Origin of the sequence: Ruegeria sp. HKCCA5839, assembly GCF_013035585.1 — a bacterium.
Lineage (GTDB): Bacteria > Pseudomonadota > Alphaproteobacteria > Rhodobacterales > Rhodobacteraceae > Ruegeria.
Map to the genome: position 1 here is coordinate 429,837 of NZ_WQIE01000001.1, position 17,795 is coordinate 447,631.

At 59.0% G+C, this 17,795-nt stretch carries 15 protein-coding genes and 1 tRNA gene; 10 read left to right on the forward strand and 6 right to left on the reverse strand.

Translation table 11 applies throughout. From position 1 onward, the window contains the following. Positions 1-3: 3 nt before the first annotated feature. Both GOV38_RS02075 and GOV38_RS02080 read right to left on the reverse strand, forming a co-directional pair. Complete coding sequence (locus tag GOV38_RS02075; RefSeq protein ID WP_171207448.1) at positions 4-720, reverse strand: RlmE family RNA methyltransferase; 717 nt, start codon at positions 718-720, stop codon at positions 4-6. Further along, the gene (locus tag GOV38_RS02080) at positions 720-1,832 is read right to left on the reverse strand and encodes a Ppx/GppA phosphatase family protein (protein WP_171099123.1); all 1,113 of its coding nucleotides are present in this window, start codon (positions 1,830-1,832) and stop codon (positions 720-722) included. Before GOV38_RS02080 ends, GOV38_RS02075 begins: the two co-directional genes overlap by 1 nt. Before the next feature lie 179 nt (positions 1,833-2,011). On the opposite strand from GOV38_RS02080, the gene GOV38_RS02085 reads away from it, so the two are divergent. The 4 genes from GOV38_RS02085 to GOV38_RS02100 all read left to right on the forward strand — a co-directional run bounded on the left by GOV38_RS02085 (position 2,012) and on the right by GOV38_RS02100 (position 6,467). Beyond that, positions 2,012-3,898 (forward strand): PhoX family phosphatase, encoded by a 1,887-nt coding sequence (locus tag GOV38_RS02085; RefSeq protein WP_171207449.1) that lies wholly within the window; start codon positions 2,012-2,014, stop codon positions 3,896-3,898. A gap of 248 nt (positions 3,899-4,146) precedes the next feature. Beyond that, positions 4,147-4,443: a virulence factor gene (locus tag GOV38_RS02090; RefSeq protein ID WP_171129575.1), complete on the forward strand. Its 297-nt coding sequence runs from the start codon at positions 4,147-4,149 to the stop codon at positions 4,441-4,443. Positions 4,444-4,469: 26 nt separating this feature from the next. Continuing rightward, positions 4,470-5,396, forward strand: coding sequence for a methylenetetrahydrofolate reductase (locus tag GOV38_RS02095; protein WP_171207927.1), 927 nt, complete (start codon positions 4,470-4,472; stop codon positions 5,394-5,396). A gap of 9 nt (positions 5,397-5,405) precedes the next feature. Beyond that, positions 5,406-6,467: a methyltetrahydrofolate cobalamin methyltransferase gene (locus GOV38_RS02100; RefSeq protein WP_171099117.1), complete on the forward strand. Its 1,062-nt coding sequence runs from the start codon at positions 5,406-5,408 to the stop codon at positions 6,465-6,467. Between the two features lie 56 nt (positions 6,468-6,523). Here the strand turns inward: GOV38_RS02100 and GOV38_RS02105 are convergent, their stop codons facing one another. After that, complete coding sequence (locus GOV38_RS02105) at positions 6,524-7,060, reverse strand: winged helix-turn-helix transcriptional regulator (protein WP_171129573.1); 537 nt, start codon at positions 7,058-7,060, stop codon at positions 6,524-6,526. A gap of 39 nt (positions 7,061-7,099) precedes the next feature. Here GOV38_RS02105 and GOV38_RS02110 point away from each other — a divergent pair, with 39 nt between their 5' ends. Continuing rightward, positions 7,100-7,471 (forward strand): VOC family protein, encoded by a 372-nt coding sequence (locus GOV38_RS02110; protein ID WP_171207450.1) that lies wholly within the window; start codon positions 7,100-7,102, stop codon positions 7,469-7,471. Between the two features lie 80 nt (positions 7,472-7,551). Beyond that, positions 7,552-7,625: transfer RNA gene (locus GOV38_RS02115), tRNA-Gly, on the forward strand. A gap of 8 nt (positions 7,626-7,633) precedes the next feature. Here the strand turns inward: GOV38_RS02115 and GOV38_RS02120 are convergent. Then, positions 7,634-8,491, reverse strand: coding sequence for a class I SAM-dependent methyltransferase (locus GOV38_RS02120; protein ID WP_171207451.1), 858 nt, complete (start codon positions 8,489-8,491; stop codon positions 7,634-7,636). 24 nt (positions 8,492-8,515) lie between these two features. Further along, positions 8,516-10,561: an ASKHA domain-containing protein gene (locus GOV38_RS02125; RefSeq protein ID WP_171212965.1), complete on the reverse strand. Its 2,046-nt coding sequence runs from the start codon at positions 10,559-10,561 to the stop codon at positions 8,516-8,518. A 216-nt stretch (positions 10,562-10,777) separates the two neighbouring features. Between GOV38_RS02125 and guaB the strand changes: the two genes are divergently transcribed. The 3 genes from guaB (at position 10,778) to GOV38_RS02140 (ending at position 15,807) form a co-directional block, all read left to right on the forward strand. Next, positions 10,778-12,226, forward strand: a complete 1,449-nt coding sequence (guaB, locus tag GOV38_RS02130; RefSeq protein WP_171099108.1) for an IMP dehydrogenase — start codon at positions 10,778-10,780, stop codon at positions 12,224-12,226. 22 nt (positions 12,227-12,248) lie between these two features. Beyond that, on the forward strand, positions 12,249-13,412 hold the full coding sequence (locus tag GOV38_RS02135) for an RsmB/NOP family class I SAM-dependent RNA methyltransferase (RefSeq protein WP_171207453.1): 1,164 nt from the start codon (positions 12,249-12,251) through the stop codon (positions 13,410-13,412). Between the two features lie 103 nt (positions 13,413-13,515). Further along, on the forward strand, positions 13,516-15,807 hold the full coding sequence (locus GOV38_RS02140) for an ATP-binding protein (RefSeq protein WP_171207454.1): 2,292 nt from the start codon (positions 13,516-13,518) through the stop codon (positions 15,805-15,807). A gap of 2 nt (positions 15,808-15,809) precedes the next feature. Here GOV38_RS02140 and GOV38_RS02145 read toward each other — a convergent pair whose 3' ends face one another. Next, on the reverse strand, positions 15,810-16,403 hold the full coding sequence (locus GOV38_RS02145; protein WP_171207455.1) for a sulfotransferase family 2 domain-containing protein: 594 nt from the start codon (positions 16,401-16,403) through the stop codon (positions 15,810-15,812). A 312-nt stretch (positions 16,404-16,715) separates the two neighbouring features. Between GOV38_RS02145 and recA the strand changes: the two genes are divergently transcribed. Continuing rightward, on the forward strand, positions 16,716-17,783 hold the full coding sequence (recA, locus tag GOV38_RS02150; RefSeq protein ID WP_171099099.1) for a recombinase RecA: 1,068 nt from the start codon (positions 16,716-16,718) through the stop codon (positions 17,781-17,783). Positions 17,784-17,795: the final 12 nt, after the last annotated feature.

Sequence of the window (17,795 nt, forward strand, 5' to 3'; positions counted from 1 at the left end):
GCGTCAGCCCCGAAACCCGGTCGCGACGACAAATTTCTCGGAGCTGTCTGATCGCGACGCGGGTGGTTTGACATTGGCGACCTTGGTGAATTTCTGCTTGAGCAGCTTTTGCAGGTCCCCTTCGGCACCGCCAGCCAGAACCTTGGCCACAAAGGTGCCGCCTTCTTCCAGCACGTCAAACGCAAAGTAAGCCGCTGTTTCGCACAGCGCCATGATGCGCAAATGGTCTGTCTGTTTGTGCCCGGACGAGGCTGCGGCCATGTCCGACATCACCACATCCGCCTTGCCGCCCAGCCAGTTCTTGACCTTCTGGTCGGCGTCATCCTCCATGAAATCCAGCACATGGGCAGTGGCCCCTGCTACGGGTTCGACTTCTTGCAGATCGACGCCCAGCACGGTGCCGATACGCTTACCGCTTTTCTCGCCCAGCGCGTTGACGCGTTTGACCGCAACCTGCAACCAGCCACCCGGCGCGCAGCCCAAATCCACCACGCGCGCGCCTGGCACCAGAAAGCGATACTTGTCGTCCAGTTCCAGAATCTTGAACGCCGCGCGCCCGCGATAACCTTCGGCATTCGCGCGTTTGACGTAGGGGTCGTTCAACTGCCGCTCGAGCCAGCGGGTCGAGCTGAGCTTGCGCCCGCGCGCTGTTTTCACCTTGACCTTCAGGTCGCGTTGTCCGCGGCCCGAATTGTTTTTCCCCGTAGGTGTCTTTGCCATCAGAACGGTCCGTCTTCCAATACACCGTCCGCGCTCATCTGCGCATAAAGCAGACCTTCGCGCAGGCCCCGGTCCGCCACTGACAGGCGGTCGGTGGGCCAGCATCTGAGCAACGCCTGCAAAATGGCCGAGCCGGACATGATCAGGGCCTGCCGGTCATCCCCGATCCGGGGATCGCGGCGACGACCCTGAGGGCCGAGTTCTAGATAGCCGCGTATCACTTTGTCAATCTGATCGCTGGTCATACGCAGCCCGTCCACTTTGGTACGGTCATAGCGTTTAAGCCCCAGATGCGAGGCGGCAACGGTAGTAACTGTGCCGCTGGTGCCAACGATCTGAAACCCGTCGCGGGTCTGTTCGTCCTTATAGGGTGCGAAATCGGCCAGGTTCTCTTCGAAAAACCAGCTCATCAGGGCAAAACGGGCGGCGTCATCCTCGACGTCATGGAACTGGTCGCGCAGGGTGGCCACACCCAGCGGAACGCTGATCCAATCCACCACCTTGGCCGCCGGAAACGGACTCTCGGCGGTATGAAACCCGTTATGCAGCCGCATGATCGCCGCAGGGCGATCGCGGCGCGGCACAGAGGAAATGTCGATCCACACCAGCTCGGTCGAGCCGCCACCGATATCCACCACAAGCAATTGCTCGGTCTTGGTCGAAACAAGCGGCGCACAGGAGATGACGGCCAGGCGCGCCTCTTCCTCGGGCTGGATGATCTCCAGCGTAAGACCGGTTTCACGTTTGACTTGCCGGATGAAATCGCGCGAGTTCTTGGCGCGCCGGCACGCCTCGGTCGCGATCAGGCGCATCCGCTTGACTTTGTTGCGTTTCAGCTTTTGCTGGCAGATCCGAAGAGCCTGAACGGTGCGCGACATGGACGCCCGTGACAGTCGTCCGGTACGTTCCAGACCGGCGCCCAGTTGCACCGATTTGGAGAAGCTGTCGACCACATGAAATCCGCTGCCCTTGGGCTGGGCAATCAGCATGCGGCAACTATTTGTACCCAAATCCAATGCCGCATAAAGAGCATCCGGATCGGGCCTTGCCGGCGCGGGGCTTTCGACCGCCTTCGGGAACGCGCCCGCACCTTTGGGACGCTTGGGCGCCATTTGTCACGCCCTCCGATTATCGAGTTGATTTGACCCTAGGCGGGGTCTTGCCGACGCGCAAGTGAATTCGATTTCGAAATTATCGGAAGTGTCACAAAGCATTCATGTAGACATGCGAAGTCCGTGCCGATCCCTTAAAGGGATTCTTTACAAACTCTCAGCCAGATACGGAGATTGCCATGAAAGATGAGCGCATTCTGACCTTTGATGAATTCGATGAGGTCGTGAATCCCCGCCCCGAGGAATGTGAGTTTGACCGTGTGGTTGAACGTGCCTTGTCGCGTCGCGGCTTTCTGGGCGGCGTTCTGGCCATGGGCAGTTTCACAGCCGTTGGCGGTGCGCTTCTTCCCTCGGGTGCGCGCGCTGCGGCAAATCGTTTTTCGTTCGAAGCCATCCCTGTCTCGACCGCTGACGAGGTGGTGGTGCCCGCTGGCTATAAGGCTGAGGTTATGGTGCGCTGGGGTGATCCGCTGTGGTCTGACGCGCCCGAGTTTGATCCGGCAACCCGTGGCACGGCAGCCAGCCAGGAGCGCGCCTTTGGTGACAACACCGACGGTCAGGATGTGTTCTTCCATGACGGCCATGTGCTGCTTGTGGTGAACAACGAATACACCAACCGCGACATCATTTGGGGCAACAACCCCGATGCCAAAGCCGCATCAGATGATGACGTGGCCAAGGGCATGATGGCCCATGGGGTCACCGTTGTTGAGTTAGCCAATACCGACGGCACATGGGGCATCGTCAAGGACAGCCCGTATAACCGCCGCATCACGCCGCAAACCGATATGGCTCTGACCGGCCCTGCGGCAGGTCACGATCTGTTGAAAACCGCAGCGGATCCAACCGGGACCACGTCGAAAGGCACCTGGAACAACTGCGGCAATGGTATGACCCCCTGGGGCACCTACCTGGCCTGTGAAGAAAACTTCAACGGCTATTTCTCGGCAGAAGACGAGAACCACGAGGTCAGCCCCGAGCTGAAACGCTATGGTGTGTCGGCCAGCGACTGGGGCTATGGCTGGGCCAAGATCGACGACCGTTTCGACGTCTCGAAAAACCCCAACGAGCCGAACCGCGCTGGTTATGTGGTCGAGATCGACCCGACCGACCCGACATCGACCCCGCGCAAGCTGACCGCTCTGGGCCGCTTCAAACACGAAAATGCCGAAGCGATCGTGAACAACGATGGTCGCGTTGTTGTCTATATGGGTGACGATGAGCGCGGCGAGTTCCTCTATCGCTTTGTCTCGGACGGTGTGTATGCCGCTGGTGTCGACACCAACGCGCTGCTGGAAAACGGCACCTTGTCTGTTGCCAAGTTCAATGACGACGGCACAGGTGAATGGCTGGAGCTGACGCCCGAGACCACAGGAATGGCCTCGCAGGCGGAAATCAGCATTCACACCCGTCAGGCTGGCTCGGCAGTCGGTGCCACCACGATGGATCGCCCAGAATGGGTTGCTGCGAACCCGAATGTGGCCGAGGTCTATTGCTGCCTGACCAACAACAAGAACCGTGGCGTCAAGCCGAATGCCGGTGGAGACGACACGTCGGTCAACGGTCCGAACCCGCGTGAGGCCAACAACTATGGCCAGATCGTGCGCTGGCGTCCTGCTGACGGCGATCACACCGCACCGGGCTTTGGCTGGGATCTGTATGTTCTGGCAGGCAACCCGACCGTACACAGCGATGCCTATGCCGGTTCGGACAATGTGAGTGTAGACAACATGTTCAACTCGCCCGATGGCCTGAAGTTTGACAGCAATGGCCTGCTGTGGATCCAGACCGATGGCAACTATGGCAACGAAGGTGACTTTGCCGGTCAGGGCAACAACCAGATGCTGGCAGGCGACCCGGTCACCGGTGAGATCCGCCGCTTCCTCGTGGGCCCGAACGAGTGTGAGATCACCGGCCTCAGTTGGTCGCCGGATCGCCGCACGATGTTTGTGGGCATTCAGCACCCCGGCGAAGATGGCAACAGCCATTGGCCCGAAGGCGGCAATGCCGTTCCGCGCTCGGCTATCATTGCGGTCACGCGTGAAGACGGTGGCCTGGTCGGCTAACGCCTGATCACTATCGAAATCATGCCCCGGACGGAACGCTTCGTCCGGGGTTTTTCGTGTTTATGCAGCGTCCTCATAGAGACGTTGAGAATTTTGATATGCGTTTCTGCGCCGGAACTCGTTAAAAGCCCTGTATCCCGGTGCGGGGTGAAAACGTCGCTGTGAAAGCGCCGTGTGTCGAAATTCGACCGACCCGCGCCCATATTGAAGTTTAGAACCTGCCTATCGGGTTAGGAGGAATCACAGTAATGCCTGACGTCACCATCGTATACTGGCGCGACATTCCCGCTCAGGTCATCGTCGGCAAAGGCCGACGCGGGGCCAAGCGGCAATTGGAAGAGCGGTTCGAACAAGCCATCGACCGTGCCGCCATGAAGGTGAATGCCAAGGACAGTGATGCTTATCTGGCCGAATGGCGCAAAGCCGAACCTTTTGCGGTCGAGGGTGACCCCTCGGACATCGCCGAAGCGCAGGCTCTGCGTCTTGAGACCGAGTATGATCAGGACCGCATCAAGGCGCTGATCGCCAATGACGGTTGGGCATGAGCCCCAGACAGCTATGGGAGGCCGCAATGGCTTTGCTGAACTTCAAGAAACGTGACGCGGTCGAAACCGGCCCGGTCAATCCCACCGTCGAAGCCTTTTTGCAGGGCTATTCGATCGAAGTGATGCCGCGTACTGCCGAAAAGGTCGAGGATTTCCGCGCGCTGCTGCCGCAGGGCACGCGTGTCTATATCGCCCATATCGAAGGCACGCCGATTGAAGACATGGTCAAGACCGCCAGGCGCCTTGCGGCTGAAGACTATCCGGTGATGCCGCATTTCCCGGCGCGGATCATCAAGGATGCCGCTACGCTGGAAAACTGGATCGCCATGTATCAAGGCGAGGCAGGTGTCGAGCAAGCGCTGCTGCTGGCGGGCGGTGTTGCCACCCCGCATGGCGCCTTCGACAGCTCGATGCAGTTGCTGGAAACCGGCTTGTTCGACAAGGCAGGATTCAAACGCCTGCATGTGGCAGGCCACCCCGAAGGCAATAAGGATATCGACCCGGACGGCTCGACAAAGAATGTCGACCAAGCGCTGCGCTGGAAGCAAAAATTCAGCGAGACCACAGACGCCGAAATGGCCCTGGCCACGCAATTCGCGTTTGATGCCAAGCCGATCATCGCCTGGGCCGACAGTTTGAAAGAGGCGGGCATCGATATTCCGATCCATATCGGTATCGCGGGGCCTGCGAAATTGCAGACCCTGATCAAGTTCGCCATCGCTTGCGGTGTCGGCCCCTCGCTGAAGGTGCTGCAGAAACGCGCGATGGATGTCTCGAAACTGCTGCTGCCCTATGAGCCGACCGATGTTCTGACTGAATTGGCCAACCACAAAGCTGCCAACCCAGATTTCAACATCACAAACGTGCACTTCTTCCCGCTGGGCGGGATCAAGACCAACGCCAACTGGGCGATCAATAACGGCGGCGCCTCGGCTCAGCCTGCAAATGCTTAAGGAACGGAAATGACTCGTACAGTCGTAGAATCAAAAACAAAAACTGCCGTTCTTGGCTTTGATGAGCCGTTCTGCGTGATCGGTGAGCGGATCAATCCAACGGGCCGCAAGAAACTTGCCGCAGAGCTGGAAGCCGGAGATTTCTCGACTGTAGAAAAAGACGCGTTGGCGCAGGTGGCCGCGGGCGCGACTGTTCTCGATATCAATGCGGGCGTTGTCTATAACTCGAACCCCAACCCGAACGAGACCGAGCCGCCGTTGATGCGTCAGATTGTCGAGCTGGTTCAGGGGCTTGTGGACGTGCCTTTGTGCATCGACAGTTCGGTGCCCGGCGCGCTAGAGGCCGGTCTTGAAGCCGCCGAAGGCCGCCCGTTGCTGAACTCAGTCACGGGTGAGGAAGAACGCCTGGAGCTGGTTCTGCCACTGGTCAAGAAATACAACGTGCCGGTTGTCGCGATCTCGAATGATGACACGGGGATTTCTGAGGACCCCAATGTACGCTTTGACGTGGCCAAGAAAATCGTCGAACGCGCCGCCGATTTCGGTATTCCAGCCCATGACATCGTTGTTGATCCATTGGTGATGCCCATCGGCGCGATGGCAACGGCTGGACTGCAGGTCTTTGCTCTGGTCCGTCGTCTGCGCGAAGAATTGGGTGTGAACACCACTTGCGGTGCGTCGAATATCTCATTCGGCCTGCCCAACCGTCACGGCATCAACAACGCGTTTCTGCCCATGGCGATGGGAGCTGGCATGACCTCTGCCATCATGAACCCGGTCGCGCTGCCGGTGACGCAAAAGAAGATTGCCGAAAAGAAAGAGGCCGTGGCCGCTGCTGGGATCATTTTGCCGGACGGAATGGACGATGAGAGTTTTGTTCAGATGTTTGGTCTGGGCTCGACCAAGCCGCGCTCGGGCAAAGAGATGGAGGCCATCCGCGCCGCCAACCTGCTGACCAACAATGACCCGCATGGGGGCGAGTGGATTCGTGCCAACAAACCCGCTGATGCACCCGGCGCTGAAGGCGAAGGGCGCGGGCGTCGCGGCGGCGGACGTCGCCGCCGGGCGTAAGCCAGACAAACGAAACACAAGAGGCCGGGCATTTGCCTGGCCTTTTTCGTTTGTTACTAAAAGTTCAACCCAACCGCATGACTGACCTCACGCCCGGCATTGATCGCGCAATAGGTCGGGTAAGGCCTGCGTTCAGACAGGTTGATATCCCTTTGGATTAATTCACCTTCCTCCAGTTGAAGCAGCGATGCTGACAGCGCGCGATCCGTGACCCTGTGCAACTTGGTTTTCATGATCGAAAACCGTTGCGGGGTTTGGGTCAGGGCCAGCACTGGAACGCTCCAACTTTTGCGAAGAAGGGCAAATTCATCTGCATTCGGAACTGCCTTGATGATCTTTCTGGCCATTTGCGCGGCCTCGGCACCGGCGGGTGTTAGCCGAAACTCGGGCCGCAAGGGGTGACCATGGCCCGGATTTCGTTCCAGAAGGCCAATGTCAATCAAATGGTCCAGACTTGCCCGAAATGACGTCCGACTGGCCTGTGTCGCCGCCAGCAAAGGTGCCTGACGCCCGGGCGTGCCCGCGTTCAGGGCCGCCAAGATACTCAGGCACCAGGCCCGAGATGTCAGGTTGACAAGTGTCGTAATGTCCATAAAGTATAGTTACTTTAATTACAGACATAGGTAAAGCACATGGCCCGCGTTTCTCTCGACAACACCCTCACTTTGGCGCTTTCTGTCCGCGATCGGCATGCAAGCGCTGCGTGGTATATGGAAAATCTCGGCTTTGAGCTGCTGTATCACATCGATGAGGCGGGCTGGAGCGAGGTGCAAACCAAAACCAAAGGCGTGACCTTGGGATTGGGCGAGCAGGCCGAACCCGTGCCGGGCAATTGCGTACCTGTCTTTGGTGTTTCGGACATCGCTCAGGCGCGAGCTGCGCTGGAAGACGCAGGCGTTCGGTTTGATGGTCCGACCGACACGGTTGAAGGCATGGTCAGCACCGCAACCTTCTACGATCCCGACAACAACGCCTTGATGCTGGCGCAAGATCTGACCAAGTGAATGCCGCGCGATTAATACCACGCCGAACCGCAATTTGAGATTGAACCTAGGTTCTGGGCGGTGCTATTCAATCTTTCGCGGCGGGTATGATGTAATGGTAGCCTGTCAGCTTCCCAAGCTGAACGCGCGGGTTCGATTCCCGCTACCCGCTCCAAAACTTCCTTAAGTTGGGCGTCGTGCCTGCAAGATGTTGATCAGCGCCGGAATCCGCGTGCCCTGAGATGTCTCGAACGGTGCAAATTCATGTGCAACTGCGTCACGCACGGCGATTTCGTCCTCTTCGGTGCCATCAAAATGCGCGATGGTGCGAGCAGAGGGCCCGATCCGGGCGCTGAGGGCGGCTGCGCCAATTGCGGTGTCGGGGCCAGTAAGTTTCAGGGGGACGGCGTCGACCGAGACCTCGGACAGCCCGGCCTGCGTCATCAAACCCGCCACGCGGTCACGGTCGTGAAAGGTCAGAGGGCCGGGGGCGTTTCGGTCCATTTTGGGGGGCTGACCCATGCGCTTGACGGCCGCAACATGGGGGATTTTGAACCAGGGGTTTTGCGATAATTCTCCCCAGGCCGCAAAGACGATGTGGCCCCCGGGCTTTAACGCCCGCGCCATGTTGGCGAACGCTGCGACCGGATCTTCGAAGAACATGACGCCAAAGCGTGAAATCGCCACGTCGCGATCGCCGGGTGACAGATCGTGCGCCTGAGCGTCGGCATATTGGAAGGTCGTGTTCGACAGATCGTTTTGCGCCGCGCGGGCACGGGCTCGATCCAGAAACTGCTTTGAAATGTCCACGCCCAGAACATGACCTTTGGGCCCGACGCATTCTGCTGCGGCCAGCGTGCTGATGCCTGTCCCGCAACCGATATCCAGCACCCGCTGGCCCGGCAACAGCGCGGCCCGGTCTATCACAAGGTCAAGAACCGGTGCAAAAAGCTGATCCAATTGGTCCTCGAAGGTCAGCCACTTAACGCCCTGATCGGACTTACCCCAGTATTCTTCCTGGTCCAGATTCATCGTCAACATGGTGCGCCTCCTGCATGAGGGGGACTATGACCGCCTTCGGCGCCGACGACCAGATTTTTCGCTATCCGCACCTCCGGTGTTGAACGATGGCGCGGGCAGGGTGACCACCTGAGCCAGTTCCGGGAACGGGTCGGATTTATGCGGGATCGCGTTGGCCGCAACAAAGTGATCCTGGAACTTTGGCTCGATTGCGGTTTCGATCTTGGTGATCTCGCGCACGACGCGCTCGATTTCAGCCCGTGAGCCGATATTGCACAGCGCAATCCGGGCACCAGTGCCTGCCGCGTTGCCCGCGCTTGTCACCTTGTCCAAGGGTGCGTCCGGGATCATGCCCAAAACCATCGCATGTTTGGTCGAGATATGCGCGCCAAACGCGCCCGCCAGCACCACACGATCCACTTTGTCGACCGCCATCTCATCCATCAACAGCCGCGCCCCGGCATAGAGCGCGGATTTGGCCAGTTGGATGGCCCGTATGTCGCCTTGGGTCACCGTGATGCGCGGGCCGCCTTCGGCACTGGCGTCATGGATCAGATAGGCATGGGTGCGTCCTTCGGGCACGCAGCGTTCAGTTCCGGTTTGTGCCGCCGAGCCGATCAGCCCGCTTTCGTCCAGCAGGCCCGCGATGCGCATTTCGGCTACCGCTTCGATAATGCCGGATCCGCAAATACCGGTAATGCCGGTGGTTGCAATGTCGATGTCAAACCCGTCTTCATCCGACCATTTGTCGGACCCGATGACGCGAAAGCGGGGGTCTTTGGTGACCGGATCAATCTCGATCCGTTCGATGGCACCGGGGGCGGCGCGCTGGCCCGAGCTGATCTGAGCGCCCTCAAAAGCAGGCCCAGTGGGCGAGGAGCAGGCCAGAACACGATGGGTGTTGCCCAGCAGGATTTCGGCATTTGTGCCCACATCGACGATCAGCACCAGATCGTCGGATTTGCCGGGTTCTTCCGACAAGGCCACGGCGGCACAATCAGCGCCGACATGGCCCGCGATACAGGGCAGGATGTAAACCTGAGCCCGCGGGTTCATGGTGGTCAGACCCATCTCGCGCGCGGGCAAAGACATGCTTTCAGACGTGGCCAGCGCAAAGGGCGCCTGGCCGAGTTCAACCGGATCCAGCCCCAGAAACAGGTGGTGCATCACCGGGTTGCAGACAAAAACCGTCTCGACGATCAGGGCGGCGTCTATCCCGGCCTCCCCGGCGATCGAGGTGGTCAGATCGTTGATTGCCTCGTGCACGGCTTTGGTCATTTCCTGATCGCCGCCGGGGTTCATCATCGCGTAGGACACGCGGCTCATGAGGTCTTCGCCAAAGCGGATCTGCGGGTTCATCAGGCCCGAAGATGCCTTGACCTCGCCGGTTTCCAGATCGGTCAGATGCGCGGCGATGGTGGTCGAGCCAAGATCGATGGCCAGACCGTAAAGGCCCTGCTCATGCAGGCCAGGCCAGATTTCGACGATGCGGGCCAAACTGTCCTTGTGCCCTTTGTGCAAGGCGACGGTGACCTCCCATTTGCCTTTTCGCAGAACCGGTTGCAGCTTGGACATCAGCGACAGGTCGGCAGTCACGGCGTCGATCTGCCATTGTTGCTGCAACGCACGTTCCAGCCGCTCCAGATCGCCGGTGGGAGAGTGCATGTCGGGTTCTTCCACCACCACAAAATACAGGCGGGTCGCCGGGTCCATGGTGATCGCGCGCGCGGCGGCGGCTTTGCGCACGACCTGGCGGTGTACCTGGCTTTCGGGCGGTACATCGATCACCACGTCGCCCTGTACGGTGGCCTGACATCCCAACCGACGCCCGGGTTTCAACCCGCGTTTGTCATCATAGCGCTGTTCGACCGCGTTCCACGCGCTCAGCGCGTTCTCGGATACGGTGACTCCATGCTTGGGAAACTCACCATAGCTTGGGGTGATCTGACATTTCGAACAGATCCCGCGTCCGCCGCAGACCGAATCCAGATCGACACCCAACTGGCGCGCTGCCGTCAGAATCGGCGTGCCGACTGGAAAGTGCCCGCGTTTGCCCGAGGGGGTAAAAACGACAAGAGGATCGGTGGTCATGAAAGGCCTGCCTTTTGTATTCGCGCATCTGCCGCGCAAGATATGGGTTTATTCGCAAAGGGAAAGGCCATTCCGCGGCAGGTTTTGATCAAGAGGCGTCGTTTTGGGGCGCGGCAGAACCCCGCAGGGGCAAACAACTTGGGTTGGGGGCTTTCCCTTGGTTGAAATCCATGCCATAGGGTCGCCGTCAAACGGGCTTTTGCATGGGGTTATCAGATGCAGATTCGTGAGGCACTCACCTTTGACGACGTTCTCCTGGTTCCGGGCGCATCCACTGTGCTGCCGGCAACGGCGGATACCAGCACGCGGGTCACGCGTGAGATCACCATGAACATCCCCTTGCTCAGCTCGGCGATGGATACTGTGACCGAGGCGCGGATGGCCATTGCGATGGCGCAGGCCGGAGGGATCGGGGTGGTCCACAAGAACCTGTCAGTCGAAGAACAGGCCCGTGAGATCCGCCGGGTGAAGCGTTTTGAATCCGGCATCGTGTACAATCCGGTGACTTTGCGTGCGGATCAAACGCTGGCAGATGCGCAGGCTTTGGTGGAACGCTACAACTTTACCGGTTTCCCGGTTGTGGACGGTGATGGCCGGGTGGTCGGGATCGTCACCAACCGAGACATGCGTTTCGCCACTTCGGATGACACGCCGATCCATGCCATGATGACCGCGGACAATCTGGCAATGCTGCAAGAGCCCGCGGATCTGGAAGAGGCCAAAAGCCTGATGCGCGCGCGCCGGATCGAAAAGCTTCTGGTTGTGGATGGGTCTGGCAAGCTGACGGGCCTGCTGACGCTCAAAGACACGGAACAGGCGGTGTTGAACCCGACCGCCTGCAAGGACCGGCTGGGCCGATTGCGCGTGGCGGCGGCGACCTCGGTCGGAGATGCCGGGTTCGAGCGGTCCGAACAATTGGTAGATTCCGGCGTCGACATTATCGTGGTCGATACGGCGCATGGCCATTCGCAAGGGGTGCTGGATGCGGTCAAGCGCGCCAAGACCCTGTCGAATGAGGTTCAGATCATCGCGGGCAACGTGGCCACGGCTGAGGCAACCAAAGCGCTGATCGACGCGGGCGCGGATGCGATCAAGGTGGGGATCGGGCCGGGCTCGATCTGTACCACGCGGATGGTGGCAGGTGTTGGTGTGCCGCAGTTGACCGCGATCATGGATTGCGCCGCAGCGGCTGGCGATGTGCCTGTGATCGCCGATGGCGGGATCAAGTTCTCGGGCGATTTTGCCAAGGCCATCGCAGCAGGGGCGTCCTGCGCCATGGTCGGCTCGATGATTGCAGGCACGGATGAAAGCCCGGGCGAAGTGATCCTCTATCAGGGCCGGTCGTTCAAATCCTATCGCGGCATGGGCAGCTTGGGTGCGATGGCGCGCGGCTCGGCCGACCGGTATTTCCAGAAAGATGCGGCCAATGACAAGCTGGTGCCCGAAGGAATCGAAGGTCAGGTGCCCTATAAAGGCTCGGCCAGCGCGGTGGTGCACCAGCTGGTGGGCGGTCTGCGGGCGGCCATGGGCTATACCGGTTGTGCCACGGTGGATGAGATGCGCAAGAACTGCAACTTCGTCAAAATCACCGGGGCGGGCCTGAAGGAAAGCCATGTGCATGACGTGCAGATCACCCGCGAAAGCCCGAACTACCGCGTGATGTAACCGACCAGGATCGGAGACAGCCATGACCCCGGCAGCCCGTGTGCAGGCCGCGATCGAGATCCTTGACGACATCCTGTCAGGGGCTCCGGTCGAAAAGGCGCTGACCGGCTGGGCCCGGCGCAGTCGGTTTGCGGGGTCCAACGATCGTGCGGCGATCCGGGATCATGTGTTTTATGCAATCAGGAACAGGCGGTCCTTCGCTGCATTGGGTGGTGCGCCGGGTGGCCGAGGGTTGATGATCGGCTTGGCCCGTGCACAGGGCCTTGCCATCGACATGCTGTTCTCGGGCGACCGGCACGCGCCGGCACCGGTTGGTGAGGATGAAGCACCGCGCGCCTTTGCGTCCGAGGCTGAGCGGCTCGACATCCCCGATTGGCTCTGGCCTGAATTCACCCGGTCCCTGAGGGACGAGGCGGAGGCGGCGGCGCAGGCCCTAAAGTCGCGCGCGCCGGTGCATCTGCGTGTGAATCTACAACGGACGACCCGTGCGAAAGCCATCACGCAATTAGCGCAGGAGGGCATTTCAGCCCAAGCCCACCCGGCCTGCGACACAGCGCTGGAGGTGACCGAAGGGGCCAGAAAAATCGCGCAAAGCCACGCCTACAAGAACGGTACTGTTGAACTGCAGGATGCTGCCAGCCAAGCGGTGGTAGCCTCCATCCCGCTGAAGCCGGGCCTGCGCGTTCTGGACTATTGCGCGGGTGGCGGCGGAAAGGCCTTGGCCATCGCTGCACGTGATCCGCAAGTTGAGGTCTTTGCGCATGACGCCAATCCCGGGCGGATGCGCGACCTGCCTGCACGCGCGGAGCGGGCCGGTGCAAATATACCTATACTCTCCAACCGGCAACTGGCCAAATTGGCTCCGTTCGACGTTGTTCTGACGGATGTTCCCTGTTCCGGCAGCGGATCCTGGCGCCGTGCACCCGCCGGGAAATGGTCATTGACGCAGGACGCATTGCGCGGCCTGACTGTGACACAAGGGCAAATCCTGCGTGACGTGATCCCTCTGGTTGCGGAAAAAGGCATTCTGGCTTACGCAACCTGTTCTGTGCTGGCTGCTGAGAACCAGGCGGTCGTGGATGCTTTCTTGCAAGCGTGCCCGGACTGGACGTCGAATTTTGGCAAAGCGTGGCGTGTGTCGCACGGAACCGATGGTTTCTTTTGCGCACACTTGACACGAAAATAGACCGTTGAGATACAACTTTAACGGGTTATTGGCAGCTTGATCCTTTAAGCAATCGTTAACCCTATTGAGTTGATATTCTGCGACGTTCTATTCAGGGCCGTATATGACAGATTCTGTTGAGTTTATTACCGAAGACCCTCGCTTTGTGGGTGTTTCAGGCAAACGCGTCATTTCACTGATTTTAGTTTCAATCATGTTTTTGCTCGCTCCGGCGATGGGGATCGCTCCACCAGCCTGGGGCGCTGGCCTGATCGCGATCGGATTGGCGTTTCTGGGTGTCGTAGCGGTGATCCTTGGCCGCGACACTTTGCAAAAACGAACTGCTGCACAGACAAAAGACGTGCTCGCCAAGGTGTTGAAAAACCAGGATGCTGCCTGTTTCGTAGCGGATATCGAAGGCAATGTTCTTTTGGCGAACACGCTCGCGAGCAGCCGGTTTCAGGCCGTGCAGGGTTCGCATATGGCGGCCTGCTTAAGATCCATTTTCGCCAATCCGGCCGCGATTTTGGTCCGCTTGCAGTCTCTGGCACAAGAAGCTGGCTATGCATCGGAAGACATCGCCACCCGCGGCGTCGCAATCCCCGTGGCAGCAACCTGGCTCAACGACGGGATGGTCTACTGGCGTGTCGATTTGCAGGCGCAGCAGAGTTGGAACAGCATTCAGCTTCCGGTTCTGAACATCGGTCGAAACGATGTCATCTTGCATGCCAATGAACCTGCCCGAAAGCTCTTGAGTGGTGTTCCTCCCAAGCTCGAACACCTATTGCCACCGGATGTTGCCCAATCGGGAGGGGTCACACGGCTTGTAACGGTTCATGGGCCCAAGGCGTTCCTTGTGACCACACTACGACAAAAAGGGTTGGATCGCGCATTGCTGCTCGCGCCTCTGGAACACGGTGTCGGGCAGGCTGGGGTGATGTCTTTTTCGGATCTTCCGGTCCCGATCATGCGCCTGTCGCTGCAGGGTGAGATACTTGAGGCCAACCGGCTTGCCTCTCGCCTTATCGGAGATTTGTTGCCCGGAAAAACTAATATCGACCAAATGATGCAAGGGTTGAACAGGCCAGTTGAGGATTGGCTTGCCGAAACTGCCGAGCAAGATACGACACCGCACACAGAAATCCTGCGTCTCAAACGGCAGGACAAAGAGACTTTTGTGCAAGTGACCCTGTCGCGCATCCTGCGTGATGGTGAACCCTGCCTGATCGCCGTGCTGAACGATGCGACCGAGCTAAAGACGCTCGAGGCGCAATTCGTACAAGGCCAAAAGATGCAGGCCGTGGGGCAGCTGGCGGGCGGTGTCGCGCATGATTTTAACAACCTTTTGACAGCGATTTCGGGGCATTGCGACCTGTTGTTGCTGCGTCATGACCAAAGCGATTCCAATTACAGCGATCTGGTGCAGATCAATCAAAACGCAAACCGTGCCGCGGCTCTTGTCAGTCAGCTTTTGGCCTTTTCGCGCAAGCAGACCCTGCGGCCCGAGATGCTGGATCTGCGCGATACGATTTCCGACCTGATCCACCTGCTCAACAGGTTGGTTGGCGAAAAAGTCCGGCTAATCCTCAGCCATGATCCGGTGCTTAAACCCGTACGGGCGGATAAGCGGCAGTTGGAACAGGTGTTGATGAACCTAGTGGTGAACGCACGGGACGCGATGCCCGAGGGGGGTGAGATCAGGATTGAAACCGAGATCCTATCCCTTGACGAACCGTTGACGCGTGACCGTGCCACTGTGCCGGTCGGTGAATATGTGACGGTGAAAGTCATCGACAGCGGAACGGGGATCGCCGCCGACAAGCTGCAAAAGATCTTTGAGCCTTTCTTTACCACCAAACGCACGGGCGAGGGCACGGGGCTGGGTCTTTCGACCGTCTACGGGATCGTCAAGCAGACCGGCGGGTTCATCTTTGTCGACAGCGTTGTGGGGCAGGGCAGCGAGTTTACAGTCTATCTGCCGGTCAGCGTTGCGCTGCCTGAAGAAACGCCAAAAGGCCCGGCAACGGTGCCGGATCTAGGCGGGCGCCAAGGCGAAGGGGTGGTTCTGCTGGTCGAAGACGAAGCGCCAGTCCGGGCCTTTGCCACGCGCGCATTGCGGCTGAAAGGCTATACCGTGCTCGAGGCGGATTCGGCCGAAGCCGCCTTGACCCTGCTTGAGGATAAGGATCTGTCGGTTGATGTGTTTGTCACCGATGTTGTCATGCCCGGGATGGATGGCCCCACATGGGTTAGCCAGGCGTTGAAGACCCGGCCCGAGGTGCAGGTGGTCTTTATGTCAGGCTATGCCGAAGGCGCCTTTGGGGAAGCCGGGCCGCAGGTCGAAAACTCCACCTTCCTGCCGAAGCCCTTTTCGCTCAACCAACTGACCGAAGCGGTGTTCCAACGGCTGAACTAGACCTATTGCGCCGCCTCATAGAGCGCGAACTCTGCCGCAAGTTCGGACCGAAGGCGCAATCGTGTGGCCTCTGAAAGTTCCAGCGATCGGCGCGGAGAGACGTTTTCGCGCGCCGGATAGACCGCGCAGTTCAGCCGGTTTTCAAGGAAGGTGCGGATTTCCCCTTGGTGGTCGTATTTGAAAATGTGGGTTGCACCTGCGCCATTGCTGCGGGGCTTGAGGAAATCGCTTTGGCGGCCGATATCGGCAAAAGCGGGGGGCGATTTTTGCAAATAGGCTTGGATGAAGTGATCGAAACTCAGATCCCGGGTCGAGTTCTCTGACCCGACCAAATCCGGGCGACTGCGATACCTGTACCAACTGCCCAGCCAGTCTACGGGCTCGCGCACCACAGCCATGATCTCCATCTCGGTGTCGAACATTTTCTGAAACATCGTCTGAAAGAACCGGTCAAACCGCCGGACCGACGCGTGCTTGAGTTCGGGTGGATGAGAGATCACCAGATCCGCGCGGTCCTTCAGGGCCGAGATATAGGATGTGCTGCCGGTTTTGGGCATGGATAGCAGGGCAAGGCGTTCTTCAAAAAAAACAAGCATGTGGCTGACGGGGGTTCCGAGAATGGATGACACGGACAGGCTTATCGCAATCTGCCTGAGACGCCAATCTCGGGCCGCGCACCGCCTTGGATCGGGTTGCAAAATTGTTTCAAAACATACGGATAGCTCGCGAATTTTCGATGTGCGACTTTTTATTTCAGAAATAAACCACTCGTTAACTGGTTTGGGAAAAGGTGAGCTTAGTAAGTTTTTATTGAAATGTTCTCTTTTTGGTCCTATCAGGAACAAGAGGCGAACAAAGCAGTGATTGCCGCCCGTACATGGGTGTGACAAAAGGAAGGCGACAGGACAATGGCGGATCTTCTGACGATGAGCGACAAGAAAAACGCAGACAAGCAAAAGGCGCTCGACAGCGCGCTGGCCCAGATCGAACGGCAGTTCGGCAAAGGCTCGATCATGAAGCTGGGCGAAGACGCCAAGCAGGATATCGAAGCCAGTTCAACCGGGTCGCTGGGCCTGGATATCGCGCTGGGAATCGGTGGTTTGCCGATGGGCCGGATTGTTGAGATTTATGGCCCGGAAAGTTCGGGTAAAACGACGCTGACCCTGCATTGCATTGCCGAGCAGCAAAAACGCGGTGGTGTCTGCGCCTTTGTCGACGCCGAACATGCGCTGGATCCGCAATATGCCCGCAAGTTGGGTGTTGATCTTGACGAACTGCTGATCTCGCAACCCGACACCGGCGAACAAGCGCTTGAGATCACCGATACTCTGGTGCGCTCGGGGGCGGTGAATATGGTCATCGTTGACTCGGTCGCGGCACTGACGCCGAAGTCCGAGCTTGAGGGTGACATGGGCGACAGCAGTGTTGGCGTGCAAGCCCGGTTGATGAGCCAGGCGATGCGCAAGCTGACCGGTTCGATCAGCCGTTCGAACTGTATGGTTATCTTTATCAACCAGATTCGCATGAAAATCGGCGTGATGTTCGGCAGCCCGGAAACCACCACCGGGGGCAACGCGCTGAAATTCTACAGCTCGGTCCGCCTGGATATCCGCCGCATCGGTGCGATCAAGGACCGCGATGAAGTGGTCGGCAACCAGACCCGCGTAAAGGTCGTCAAGAACAAGGTGGCACCACCCTTCAAACAGGTCGAATTTGACATCATGTATGGCGAAGGCATCTCGAAAATGGGTGAGCTGCTGGATCTGGGCGTCAAGGCGGGCGTGGTCGAGAAATCGGGCTCGTGGTTCAGCTATGGTGATGAGCGGATCGGGCAGGGGCGTGAGAACGCCAAGCAATATCTGCGCGACAATTCCTCCATTGCGTTCGAAATAGAGGACAAGATCCGCGCGGCACATGGGCTTGATTTCGACATGCCACCCGGCGCGGCAGAGGATGACGACATCCTCGAAGCGTGAAGGTTGCTGACG

Coding starts and splice junctions, on each gene's coding strand:
- GOV38_RS02075 (WP_171207448.1), bottom strand. CDS start 720: ATGGCAAAGACACCTACGGGGAAAAACAATTCGGGCCGCGGACAACGC.
- GOV38_RS02080 (WP_171099123.1), bottom strand. CDS start 1,832: ATGGCGCCCAAGCGTCCCAAAGGTGCGGGCGCGTTCCCGAAGGCGGTC.
- GOV38_RS02085 (WP_171207449.1), top strand. CDS start 2,012: ATGAAAGATGAGCGCATTCTGACCTTTGATGAATTCGATGAGGTCGTG.
- GOV38_RS02090 (WP_171129575.1), top strand. CDS start 4,147: ATGCCTGACGTCACCATCGTATACTGGCGCGACATTCCCGCTCAGGTC.
- GOV38_RS02095 (WP_171207927.1), top strand. CDS start 4,470: ATGGCTTTGCTGAACTTCAAGAAACGTGACGCGGTCGAAACCGGCCCG.
- GOV38_RS02100 (WP_171099117.1), top strand. CDS start 5,406: ATGACTCGTACAGTCGTAGAATCAAAAACAAAAACTGCCGTTCTTGGC.
- GOV38_RS02105 (WP_171129573.1), bottom strand. CDS start 7,060: ATGGACATTACGACACTTGTCAACCTGACATCTCGGGCCTGGTGCCTG.
- GOV38_RS02110 (WP_171207450.1), top strand. CDS start 7,100: ATGGCCCGCGTTTCTCTCGACAACACCCTCACTTTGGCGCTTTCTGTC.
- GOV38_RS02120 (WP_171207451.1), bottom strand. CDS start 8,491: ATGTTGACGATGAATCTGGACCAGGAAGAATACTGGGGTAAGTCCGAT.
- GOV38_RS02125 (WP_171212965.1), bottom strand. CDS start 10,561: ATGACCACCGATCCTCTTGTCGTTTTTACCCCCTCGGGCAAACGCGGG.
- guaB (WP_171099108.1), top strand. CDS start 10,778: ATGCAGATTCGTGAGGCACTCACCTTTGACGACGTTCTCCTGGTTCCG.
- GOV38_RS02135 (WP_171207453.1), top strand. CDS start 12,249: ATGACCCCGGCAGCCCGTGTGCAGGCCGCGATCGAGATCCTTGACGAC.
- GOV38_RS02140 (WP_171207454.1), top strand. CDS start 13,516: ATGACAGATTCTGTTGAGTTTATTACCGAAGACCCTCGCTTTGTGGGT.
- GOV38_RS02145 (WP_171207455.1), bottom strand. CDS start 16,403: ATGCTTGTTTTTTTTGAAGAACGCCTTGCCCTGCTATCCATGCCCAAA.
- recA (WP_171099099.1), top strand. CDS start 16,716: ATGGCGGATCTTCTGACGATGAGCGACAAGAAAAACGCAGACAAGCAA.